Annotated in this window: 10 protein-coding genes and 1 pseudogene; 3 read left to right on the forward strand and 8 right to left on the reverse strand. The window is 58.2% G+C overall.

The annotated features are described in order from the left end of the window. Positions 1-135: 135 nt before the first annotated feature. From AC1D34_RS31185 to gmd, 7 genes are read right to left on the reverse strand one after another with little or no spacing between them, the layout of a single operon-like run. Positions 136-738 carry an LbetaH domain-containing protein gene (locus AC1D34_RS31185; RefSeq protein WP_476826313.1) on the reverse strand — a complete coding sequence of 201 codons (603 nt, stop codon included), beginning with the start codon at positions 736-738 and terminating at the stop codon, positions 136-138. A gap of 14 nt (positions 739-752) precedes the next feature. Further along, the gene (locus AC1D34_RS31190; RefSeq protein ID WP_476826314.1) at positions 753-2,390 is read right to left on the reverse strand and encodes a glycosyltransferase; all 1,638 of its coding nucleotides are present in this window, start codon (positions 2,388-2,390) and stop codon (positions 753-755) included. Then, on the reverse strand, positions 2,387-4,669 hold the full coding sequence (locus tag AC1D34_RS31195; RefSeq protein ID WP_476826315.1) for a glycosyltransferase: 2,283 nt from the start codon (positions 4,667-4,669) through the stop codon (positions 2,387-2,389). Before AC1D34_RS31195 ends, AC1D34_RS31190 begins: the two co-directional genes overlap by 4 nt. After that, complete coding sequence (locus tag AC1D34_RS31200; protein WP_476826316.1) at positions 4,666-5,421, reverse strand: ABC transporter ATP-binding protein; 756 nt, start codon at positions 5,419-5,421, stop codon at positions 4,666-4,668. The genes AC1D34_RS31195 and AC1D34_RS31200 overlap by 4 nt, the downstream gene beginning before the upstream one ends. Beyond that, positions 5,418-6,200, reverse strand: a complete 783-nt coding sequence (locus AC1D34_RS31205; RefSeq protein ID WP_476826317.1) for an ABC transporter permease — start codon at positions 6,198-6,200, stop codon at positions 5,418-5,420. Before AC1D34_RS31205 ends, AC1D34_RS31200 begins: the two co-directional genes overlap by 4 nt. 41 nt (positions 6,201-6,241) lie before the next feature. Beyond that, positions 6,242-7,327: a DegT/DnrJ/EryC1/StrS family aminotransferase gene (locus AC1D34_RS31210; RefSeq protein WP_476826322.1), complete on the reverse strand. Its 1,086-nt coding sequence runs from the start codon at positions 7,325-7,327 to the stop codon at positions 6,242-6,244. 44 nt (positions 7,328-7,371) lie between these two features. After that, the gene (gene gmd, locus AC1D34_RS31215) at positions 7,372-8,331 is read right to left on the reverse strand and encodes a GDP-mannose 4,6-dehydratase (RefSeq protein ID WP_476826318.1); all 960 of its coding nucleotides are present in this window, start codon (positions 8,329-8,331) and stop codon (positions 7,372-7,374) included. Between the two features lie 510 nt (positions 8,332-8,841). On the opposite strand from gmd, the gene AC1D34_RS31220 reads away from it, so the two are divergent. After that, entirely contained in the window at positions 8,842-9,444 is a 603-nt protein-coding gene (locus AC1D34_RS31220; protein WP_476826319.1) for a glycosyltransferase, read from the forward strand. A gap of 55 nt (positions 9,445-9,499) precedes the next feature. After that, complete coding sequence (locus AC1D34_RS31225; protein WP_476826320.1) at positions 9,500-10,579, forward strand: glycosyltransferase; 1,080 nt, start codon at positions 9,500-9,502, stop codon at positions 10,577-10,579. Between the two features lie 128 nt (positions 10,580-10,707). Here AC1D34_RS31225 and AC1D34_RS31230 read toward each other — a convergent pair. Then, positions 10,708-10,997: pseudogene (locus AC1D34_RS31230) on the reverse strand (integrase core domain-containing protein); the annotation flags it as partial. 143 nt (positions 10,998-11,140) lie between these two features. Here AC1D34_RS31230 and AC1D34_RS31235 point away from each other — a divergent pair. After that, positions 11,141-11,397: IS110 family transposase (locus AC1D34_RS31235; protein WP_476826321.1), on the forward strand; the 257-nt coding region annotated here is incomplete at its 3' end.

Here is an 11,397-nt window from a genome sequence, read left to right on the forward strand (position 1 = left end):
ACGATCGCTTCAAGCCGACCCTTTTCCGAAGCCGTGACTTCGATCCTGATACCGGTACGCATCCCGCAATGTCGCACACCGCATCAGCGGCCGGAATCCCCAACAGGACTCTTCCGTCCCGATCAATCCACTAGATTAGGCAATCCGCCTCGCCGGCACACCGACATAGGTGCCGGGCTCGGTGATGTCGGCGACGACGGCGGCCCCCGCTCCGATCGTCACATCGTCGCAGACAGTGACGGCGTCGATCACGGTCGCGCCGGCGCCCAGCATGACACGTCGCCCGATGCGGCAACGGCCGGCCACCGTGGCGTTAACCGAGATATGGGAGAAGTCGCCGACCACGGATTCATGGTCAGTGATCGAGCCGGTGTTGAGGATGACGCCCCGCCCGATCCGAGTCAGCGGGCCGACATGTGCATGGCGAGCGAGGAAGGTCGCCTCGCCGATTTCGGCCTCGAGCCCGACAGTGGCATCGGGCGAGACGAGACGCGTCAGCGGGAATGGCGCGTCAACACATTGATCCTCGCGCCGCGCATTGTCACCGGACGCGGGAAAAGCGAACCATTCGCCGGTGAGATTGGCAGGAAGCGAGGTGACCGCCTGAAACCCCGCAAAACCCTCGCCCGCGCGCGCAAGCGGCTCGAGAAACAGAAGCCGGCTGACACCGGCCGCGATCGCAACGTCGGCGAGGCTGCGAGCATGGCCCCCGAAGCCGAGGATCAGGAGGGAGGTCATGCCGGTAATCGGCATCATCCGATCGAGACCTGCGCCTCTTTCAGCGCAATTTCGTCCATGAAGGCGAAATGCTCGTCAACGACATCCGCCCAAGTGCGCTTGATCAGCACGTCGTCGTAAAATCTGCGCTCCAGTTCGTAGAGGAAATCCCTGTTTTCTAGGCCCCAAAGAATCTTTTTGGCCATCGCCTGCCAGTCGTAAGGATCGAAGAGGGTGGCGTTCCGCAATTCCGGATCGACAATGACTTCCCGGGTCACGGCGATATCGCTCATGATGCATGGTGTACCGACCGACACGGCTTCCGTGAACGTGAAAGGCATGCCCCCTTCCGAGAACGACGGACAAATTGCTAGATCGGCAAGCTTGTAACAGGCAGCCAACTCTTGCTCAGACAAGCCGACCAAGCACAAGACATCGTAAGAAAGCTTATTGTTCTCTATAAAATCTCTGATCTCGGGCATATGAGCCGGGTTTCCAGTCAAAATAATCTTATGACTGAAAAGCTTCTCGGATTTCAAGAATTCATATGCTCGAAGCATGTTCTCGATATTCTTGGATGGCCTGAACTGGCTGGCGTAGAAGATGTATTTGACGTCTGGATTATCCCAGCCCGCGAGATATTCCGCATGCAGCCCCTTCTTTAGCGCCGACCGAAAGACGTTTCGCGCAAAATGGAGGGAGGCCTCTCGAGGGTTGGGAGTATTGACGAGATGGACAGACGATCCGAGTTCGTTTGGTGCATGACTTATGACGCGAACATCCTCAGAGGGAACCCCGAACTGCTCGCATAAAATGCTTTGCTTGATGTGACCACTATAAGTCACAAAATACTTGTTGCCATCGATCGTCCGCTTGATATCACGATAGGCTGTGAGCGTTGAATTGCCCGTCTCGGCAAAGCCAGCAGGAAACTCCTGCAAGACAATATCCGGAAGGCATATGAGCACAGGCGCGGGGATCTCGCTCACTTGTGGCCAAAAAGCAGACGGCACGTACCAGGCACGCACATCGGTGCTATTCTTTATCTTCTCCAACATCAGATCGGCCTCGTGGCGCTTCATGCCTTCGAAGGCCAACCACTRCAGAGTCGGGACCCGACCATTGAGCCACTGGCCGAGCCGGGCGCTTGCCCTGTTCAAACGCAACCTGATGAAACGGACGAATCGGCGCCCGGCAGAATTGAAAAGCCCCCGCCCGAACCCCAGCGCGTAGAAAAGGAGCAGAAACGGCAGAGCGATGGTACCCAGCACAATCAGTGCGCAGAGTGCCAAAAACCAGCCGAACGGCGTTCTCGCCCCGCCAAGTGTTTCCGCGAACGAAAGTGCGGCGCTGGTGCCGTAGCGCTTGACCACTTTCCCAATTCGCGTCCAAGCGCGAGCCGGCTTCTTCTGCGCGCCGTAGCGCCATTCATAGAGCCACAGCAAGAGCGGCCTTTTGACTGGCCCGCAAAACTCGTAGCGGTCCTCAGTGATCCGCGCGTCCTTGAAGAGTTCCTTCAGTGTCTTCCGAGACCAGCTTGGGCACGAGATTACCAAATAGACGTCGCTTTGCTCCGTTGCCGCCCTCACGAAAGCAGCGAGGTAGCGTCCAAGTCCCTCTTTCCGCATATCGACGGAAGGGGGATAGATCAGGAATACGCCGTACCGCCTCATATCAGATCCCGCAGTGAATCCCAGTAAATGCGCGCATTCTCGTCATCACGCGGCGATTCGGGCACGGCGCGCCGAGCGAGGGGCGCCATGCGGAGGGACTGAACCTCCATGTCCTTCAATCGGCTTGCCATCTCTCGGGGGTCGCGCGGATCCATCCAGCTGAGATCGAGGCCAAACGCCTCGTTGATCTCGCGCATGGCAGGGTAGTCGCTCGACAGCGACGGAACGCCGAGCTGGCCGGCTTCGACGACGCCGAACGTGCCGTTATCGATCATGCCTGCGTGCAGCAGGAAGCGCGCCCGCGATAGCAGGAATTTGTAGCCATCGTCATCGAGCTCACCCAAAAAGCGAATATTCTTCTTCAACACGTCGGATCGTGCGAAGAGCTCACGCACGGGGCGAAGATGCTTCTGGCTGCCCTTCAATAATTTATCGGTATTGACACCAGTCACCCGACAAGCAAGCGCTCCATCGTATCTCTCATAATACAATTTTAGCGCCTCAAGGGCGTTCAGATGGTTTTTATGAGGACCGGCATTGGTCGTCCATATGAAATAGGCGGGATTGGTCGCCGGCGAACTGATCGGCGTTTCTGAGAAATTCGGCGCGAGCATCGGCACTAACCGTACGCGGTCCTTCGGGATGCCGCCAAATTGAAGTGCATCGCCATAAGTGAAGCGCGTCGTTGTAAGAACGCGCTGCGCACGCCTGCCAGCGTCCAGAAACCTTGCATAGGCTGCGTCGTCAAATACCGGCGAATAACGCTGAAGATAATCGTACACCATCATAACATATGGCTTCATCGGCAGCATCGGCGAAAGAAGACGATCGGATATGACGATGACCAGATCGCAATCCGCCAATTGCTTAACACCATCCCTGACCGCGAGATAAGAATTTTTCTCGGCCCGCCAGTTATCGAAGCCTGCATAGATCATTGCCCTCTGGGCAGTAACCTGATCGAGTTCCTGCCAACGAAACGGCAGCGTGGCGATCGAGGAGCGTAGATCACGAAAATCTTCTCGCTTTGAAACGCCGTCATGGTCAACATAGTGAAGAACGACCTCTGCAGCTTCGCCAGCAAGCCGGCTGCCACGTTCGATTGTCTCCGCGAGAGCCTTCGCTCCGCGCAAGCTCCCTCCTTTTATCTCCAACGGGACGAGGACGGAGATCTTCTTGGCACGGACGGGCGCAGGCGCTGGAGCAATTCGTGCTGCCGCGTCGAGAACGCGGCGGATACCAGCCTGGTAGATCGGACCGCAGAGCGCCGGATCGACCGCCTCCAGCAGCTTCGCCTGCTTTGCAGCATAGCGCTTTGCCGTCTCTGTGTCGGCATCCAGAAGTCGCCTGACGAGCATTCGCGCATGGCCCTTTGTCCTGGCGCGCCCTGGAACGTCCTTCCCGCCGAGCCGGTCCAGCAGGCCTCCCGACATGAAGACGAGCGGCATTCCCGCCCGAACCGCCTCGAAGGGATGGTAGTGGATATGGTTAGGCTCTCTCGAGTGATAGAACATCACTCGGTGCTCCCGCATATTCTTTAGATGATCATCGTATGATACATAGCCAATGACCGCATGATCCTTGACCGGGAGGGGCTGCGCTCCCCCTACAGTGTATGAAAATCCCTCGAACGTTTCTTTGAATTCATCATAAATATCTGAGAAATATTTCTGAGTGCCAATTCGGGGGCATACAAATAAAATCTTTTTTTGAGCGCCGGTCCATTCCCTCCTTCGGTCAGCGCCGGCGAGGCCGACGGGAAGATAGAGATTTTGTCTCTGCAGAAGACTTCCTTCTTCGGCGTAGAGGTGATCATAGCCGGCGCCGAACCAAAGGCGCGCCCCCAAGCGCAGGAGATGGGCATAGCCACTCGTACCGACCGTTTCGTACAAGAGCTCAGTATAGCTCAATCCGCGAGAAAGGCCGAACACCCGAAGCACGACCTGCCCCTTGAAGCGCTTCGCTACCGAGGAAATCTGCTTCGGGAAGAAGCCGATAATCGCGACGTCGAAATGCTTGTTCGCGATTTCCCACGCTGCATCGCTAGGTGAGCCGTACCAGTCCTGTTCGTTAAGAATGGCCAGATCTTCATCGGGAATCGACAGTTCGGGGTCGACGCTCCAATCAACATCTGCTGAAAGATTGCCTTCGTCGTAAGGAAACTTCTTTGGAAGGAAAACTTCGGTAATGCCCATGGCGCGCAATTGAGTCAGCTCGAACTTGCGCAGGGTGCTATGGTTCAGAAGCCATAGAATACGCGTTGGCCTCTGATCCGTCATAATTTGCTCTCGTTTCGCTGGGCGTAACACTCAAGCGCTTCCACCACCGGCCCGTCGAATATGATTCGTCCAGCCTCGAAGACCAAAACTCTCTGACATGTCGACTTCAACGTGCTCGTGTCATGTGACGCCAGGATCATGATCTCGGACTGTTCTACTAGGCGGGAGATCCTCCTTTTTGCCTTCTCCATGAACTTGGCATCCCCGGCGCCGATCACCTCGTCCAAGAGCAGAATGTCGCCACCGACGGCCGTGGAAATCGCGAAGGCAAGCCGGACCTGCATACCGGCCGAATAGGTCTTTATCGGGTAATCGATAAACTCGCCGATATCGGCGAACTCGACGATCTCCTCCTCGATGGAGCGCATGAATTTTGGGGTTAGGCCAAGAAGAAGCCCCCGGTAGAGGATGTTCTCGCGCCCGGTCGCCTCCGGCTCGAAGCCGAGGCTGATGTCAAAGAGCGAGCGTACCGTGCCCCTGATCTCGCCACCGCCGGAGGAGGCCGGATAAAGACCCGCCACCATCTTCAGGAACGTGCTCTTGCCGGCGCCGTTATGGCCGATGAGGCCGACGCGCTCGCCCTCATCGATCGTTACGCTGATACCCTTGAGTGCGTGAATATCGACCAGTTCCTTGCGCGAACGCCGCGCTTTGAACATGCCGGTCAGCATGGTCTTGAGCGACCGCTCCTTGTAGGCGGTGGCGGCATAGTGCAAATGCACGTCTTCGAGATGGATACGGGCCTTGGTCATAGGTAGTAGATTACTCGTTTTTCCGACCAGGTGCCCATGGCGATCGCGATGAGCGCCGCGACGATGAAGGTCGCAAGGCACCAGACATAATTGGTYAGAGTCGGCCATGTGCCGCTCAGGAGCGGAGCGCGGACGATCTGCATGAGGTGATATATCGGATTGTAGTCCACGAACCAGTGAAGCCCTCCGTTCCGGAACATCGAATCGAGGAAATAGACCGGCGAGACGAACCAGAGCGCCTGCAGAATCAGCTGAAGCGCGTTCGGCAGATCGCGGTAGCGTGCGCCGATATAAGCCATCACGGTCGAAATCGGCCAGCAGATCAGCAGGATCAGTGGGTAGACGGTGACGACCGCCAACCAGTGCCAGCCGAAGGTGGACGGCAGGACAACGATGACCCATCCGATCAGTGCGAGACTGGCCAGCGCCATGACGACGAGCGATGACACGCAGTTGCGCAACGTGTAGATCGCTAGGGGATGGCGCGTCTGCTTGATATATGCGTCCGCCTGCACGAAGGCGAGCGAGCCACCTACGATCGTCGAGGTTAAGAAATCCCAGATCACGAGCCCGGACAGAATGTAAGGCGCGTATTCCCGGATCTCCTGGTTGAACAGCTTCGAGAACACGATCGAGACGAGGATCGTGAGACACAATGGCTGGAGGATCGACCAAAAGATTCCAAAGAACGACCTGCGCCAGCGCGTGCGGAGGTCAGACATGGCGAGGTGGAACCAGAAGTACCGTGCGTTCCAGATGCCTAGAAGGTAATTACTCACCGGCGTCCTCGTTTCCCCGGGGGCTGCCCGCGCGCTGCCTTTCACCGGAAGTAGCGGCGAATCGCGTCGCAGACCCTGTCGATCTCGTCCTCCGTGAGATCAGGAAAGCTCGGTAGATTTATGCCGCGCCGCGAGACGCTCATGGCTATAGGGAAGTTGCCCTTGGCGCTACTGTGCGGCATCAGATGGGCCGGCGGGAAGAAGGGGCGCGTGTCGATCCCTTCTGCCTTCAGCAGTGCGCGCAGACCGTCCCTTCTGTCGCCGTCATCCAGCACGATCGAACACATCCAATAGGAGTGCGTGACATCCCCAACGGGATCGTGCGTGTGGAGCGGCAGACCCTGAAGGCGCTTGCGGTAGCCTTCGGCGACACGGGCCTTTTCGGCGAAGATCTCCTCGACCAGTTCGATCTGCGACAGACCGATCGCCGCCTCGATATTGGTCATCCGGTAATTATAGGCAAGCGCGTCGTGCCAATATTCGCGCCCGGCCGAAACGCCCTGGCTTTTCAGGTGATTGCAGCGCGCCATGACGGCGGGATCCCTCGAGAGCACCATGCCGCCTTCCCCGGTCGTGATAGTCTTGTTGCCGAAGAATGAGAAAGTCGAGACGTCGCCGAACGTGCCGACATGCTGCCCTTTCCAGCGAGTGCCGAAGCCTTCGGCGCAGTCCTCGACGAGGTACAGATCATGCTCCCGGCAGATCTCGGAAATCGCGTCCATGTCGCAGGGATGGCCATAGAGATGAACGGCCATGACGGCCCTGGTCTTCTGTCCGATCGCTTTGCGGATCGCCTGAGGATCGACCTGCAGCGTGTCCTCGAGCGAATCGACATAGATCGGCCTCGCCCCGGTCTGCATGATCGTGTTGACCGACGCGATATACGTGAAGGTCGGGACGATCACCTCGTCCCCTGCGCCGATGCCCAGGGCGTCGAGCGCCAGATGGATCGCAACCGTCCCGTTGGCGACACTCGTCGCCGCGGGTGCACCCGTGAACGTTGCGAACGCCTCCTCAAAGCGAGCGATGAAATCGCCGCGCGAGGATATCCAGCCGGTATTGAGACACTCATTTACATAGGCCGAGAGATTGCCGCGCAAATACGGCCGGTAGACCGGGATAGCCAACATAGCCGCCTCACTCGCGCGGAAGAAAGTACTGGTAACCGTGTTCATTCAGCAGCTCCTCGCGCGGCGAGCAAGGTCTCCACCTCTGCCGGGCGGAAATAACGCGGGTCGACCACGACGATGCACTCGTTCGTCTTGGTGTCGAAGCCCTTCTCGTTGACGCCCTTGCCTTCCCAGCGAATTGAGATGCCGATGTCAGCGGCCGCCAGGGTGACGAATTGGCGCACGGAGAATTGCTTGCCGGTGGCGATAACGAAATCCTCCGGTTGCTCTTGCTGCATCATCAGCCACTGCATCTCGACATAGTCGCGCGCATGACCCCAGTCACGCAAGGCATCGAGATTGCCGAGGAACAGCTGCTTCTGCATCCCCAGTTTGATACGGGCCAGAGCGCGCGTGATCTTGCGCGTAACGAAGGTCTCTCCACGAATCGGCGACTCATGGTTGAAGAGAATTCCGTTGCACGCATAAATCCCATAAGCTTCACGATAATTAATCGTGATCCAATAAGCGTACAACTTAGCTACCCCGTAAGGGGACCGCGGGTAGAACGGGGTCGTTTCGTTCTGAGGCGTCGCTTGTACGAGGCCATAGAGTTCCGATGTCGAAGCTTGATAAAATCGGGTTTTTTCTGTCAAACCAAGAATGCGGATCGCCTCTAGTAACCGCAAGGCGCCTAGAGCGTCCGAATTCGCTGTATATTCTGGCTCTTCAAACGAAACAGCGACATGACTTTGTGCCGCCAGATTGTAAATCTCGTCCGGTTGCACAGCCTGTATAATACGGGTCAAACTCGATGAATCGGTCAGATCACCGTGATGTAACGTCAGGTCGACGCCTTTCTCATGAGGATCATGGTAAAGATGATCGATGCGCGCCGTGTTAAAGAGCGACGTCCGACGCTTAATGCCGTGAACGCTGTAGCCTTTTCTGAGAAGAAACTCAGAGAGATATGCTCCATCCTGGCCCGTGATCCCGGTTATGAGCGCGGTCTTTTTCTGCAAGGCATGCCTCCAATCCTTACGCGATCCAAACAGTCAATTTCAATGGCCACGCTGTGAAACGCGAAAGCGGACGCGATTGCGCTGGACTCTGTTAACCGCCATACAGGGCCCCACGGCATGAATCAACGCCTTGCGCGCAATGGAGGGGAGATCGGCTCATTACCGCCCGCAGCATAACATTAGTGCTTCACGGGAGTGGCTTGCGTCGGCTTTGGATGCTTCTGCCGCGAGGGCTCCGTCAGGACCTTTATGGTCGCCTAACGGAATTTGGCGTTCCCGTCGTGGCTCCCTCTCGTATGCCATTAATACAACCCGTGACAGTTGTTGGCGCACTGGGCGCGCCGCCAGGCTCGAAATTTCCATCTCCTTAGCGCGCCGACCCGATTCAGCGCAGAGATCATCGCCGCCGCAACCGGCCGTGCCGTCCGACTGCTTGGCCACCCGGTAGACGCGGAACCACTACCCGCGCCTGCATCTCGCTCTTCTGGCACGCAGCGTGTCGTTGGGGCGATGCTCGATGTCGGCTCCTCGGCGGCAAGAAAGAACTTAAGTGGCGTCGTACAAACTCTGGAACTATTGCTGGGCCAGCGGACGGATATCAACGTTAGGCTGAAGGTGCGCGACCTGTCCTCTGACCCCAAGTCTCTCGGGTTGCTCGATAAGCTTCGGGCTTCAGCACCGAATCGCGTCTTTACGTCAGCAGCTGACGATGATCGCATAGCGGCAATCCGCTTCATCGACGATCTTGACCTGCTTCTTTCCCTGTCACGGACAGAGGGCTTCGGCCTCCCCTATGCGGAGGCGATCCTCCGCGGTGTTCCAGTCGCTGCCCCTCGCTGGGGGGGRGGGGCCGAACTCCTCACCGACGACAACAGCGTCGCGTTGCCCTTCGAACTCGTTCCCATCAAGGACCCCTCCGGCCTCTATTCCAGCGGGGCCGGACGATGGGCCGATACGCTACCCGAAATAGCGGCCAACATAGTGCTTCACGCGTTGGAGTGCGGGCCGTTCCGAGGCGAGCCGCTGCAATTACCGGTGCTTGCCACGACAAAGAATTTTGTGGATCGACTTCTGTCATTAGCTCCCGTCGATATCCTACCAAAGGTATTGTAGGGTCATGATTAAGCCGCACCGCACATTATTTGTTTATTGGGGCCGACGAGGCGGCGTGTCGCGCTTTGCACTGGATGTGTGGCGCGCCGCACAGGCCGAACCTCTTCTCGACGCCATGATTTCTGTTTCGCGCCAGAATGAGACTTTCGAGGAGTTTGCAACAACGAGCGCTCGCCTCATTCCAATTAACACATTCACCTCGAATGCGGGCGCCATCCTGAACCTGCGCTCGCTTCCGTCGCAGCGGACGATGCTAAGGGAGAGATTGCAGCAGGACGGTATCGAGAGCGTCGTCTTGCTCCTGTCGCATGTCTGGACACCGTTTTTCTACTCCGCCTTCCGCGAGGCTGGCGCACGAATTGTCACGATTGTTCACGACGCCGACCCTCATCCCGGTGATCCCGCCGGTCGCCTCCAAGCTTGGTATCAGCGCGATCTCAATCGCAGCGACCGCATCGTAACCCTCAGCCGCTCCGTAACGCACCGCCTGGTGGAAGAGCACGGTATCGATGCCGATCGCATTCTTACTCTTTTCCATCCTGACTTTGCGCCAACCGTGGATACTGCGCCGCACTCCCTCTGCCCGCCGGCCGCTAGTGAACCATTACGGCTTCTATTCCTCGGCCGGATMCTGCCTTACAAGGACCTGAATCTTTTAATTGAAGCTGTGAAGCATATCCGCGCACTGGGCCGTAGCGTCACACTGGGCGTCTTCGGCGAAGGTGATCTGTCGCCCTATCGCACGGCGCTCAATGAACTCGATGCGGAAATCGCTAATCGTTGGCTGAGCGAAAAGGAGATAGATCAGGCCGTGGCCGGCTACCACGCACTGGCATTGTCTCATTCGGAAGCAAGCCAGTCGGGGGTCGCAGGCCTGGCCTTTGGCAAAGGTTTGCCTGTCGTAGCGCGGCCGACAGGGGGACTTGTCGAACAAGTCATTGATGGGGTCACAGGCATCGTCGCCCGCGATGGCACGGCCAAGTCCTTTGCTAAAGCCGCGTTGCGGCTTGTCGACGAGCCCGGGCTCTATGAAACTATCGTCACCAATCTGCAGCGGGGAAAGGCGGAGCGGTCGATGGTCGCCTTTCTGGCAGCGCTCGCTCGCGACTTGCAGAGCCGCGCTTCACCCTCATAGACGTCCCGCATTTTCGCCCTCTTACCGGCCAGCGCCCCGATCCCCCTCAACGTGCCGGTCTCGGTCAGGTGACCTGAGACCCTTTTCTCCTCCGAGCTGAGGGAGAGTCCTGGGTTTCGCTTCTGGCCTTAGGCGGCCTGTTTTTCCAGCGTGGATTTGAGGGCGAACTCGGCGGGCATCATGTTGCCGAGGGCCGAGTGGGGGCGATGTCGGTTGAATCCTCCTTCCATGAGGTGATGGTGCTGCGGGCCTCAGCGAGTGTCGAAAACAGCGTGTCGTTGAGGCACTCGTCCCGGAAGCGCCCGTTGAAGCTCTCGACGAAGGCGTTCTGCGTGGGCTTGCCGGGGGCGACGTAGTGCCATTCGACGCCGGTCTGCTGGCACCAGCGCAGGATCGCCATCGAGGTGAACTCGGTGCCGTAGCACATTGGGAAGAGGCTCGACCGTTGCCTGACGGCGCGCGAAGCCTTGCGTAGCGCAGCGCGCCGTCACGGCGGTCATGGCCGGCCAGCAGGTCTCTAARGTGAGGTTGTCGAGACAACACTTTGGAGCGAGGCCAACCATGACCAAGCGCTTTTCTACTCCCACCGGCGCCGTGCTGGTAGCGATCGACATGTCCAAGCACCGCCAGGAGGTGCTGATCGAACGGCCAGAAGGCGGTCGACGCCGGCGGATGACCGTGATGGCGACCAAGCAGGACTACGACCGCCTGGCTGCGGACCTTGCCGCGATCGGGCGGCCGATCCTTGTCGGCTTCGAGGCGACCGGCAACTACCATCGCACGCTCGCCTATCGGCTTCTGACGGCAGGCTTCGAGCT

This window comes from Allobosea sp. P1_A7 (assembly GCF_056406775.1).

Excerpts from the sequence above, each read along its gene's own strand:
- AC1D34_RS31185 (WP_476826313.1), bottom strand. The coding sequence starts at position 738 with ATGACCTCCCTCCTGATCCTCGGCTTCGGGGGCCATGCTCGCAGCCTC.
- AC1D34_RS31195 (WP_476826315.1), bottom strand. The coding sequence starts at position 4,669 with ATGACGGATCAGAGGCCAACGCGTATTCTATGGCTTCTGAACCATAGC.
- AC1D34_RS31200 (WP_476826316.1), bottom strand. The coding sequence starts at position 5,421 with ATGACCAAGGCCCGTATCCATCTCGAAGACGTGCATTTGCACTATGCC.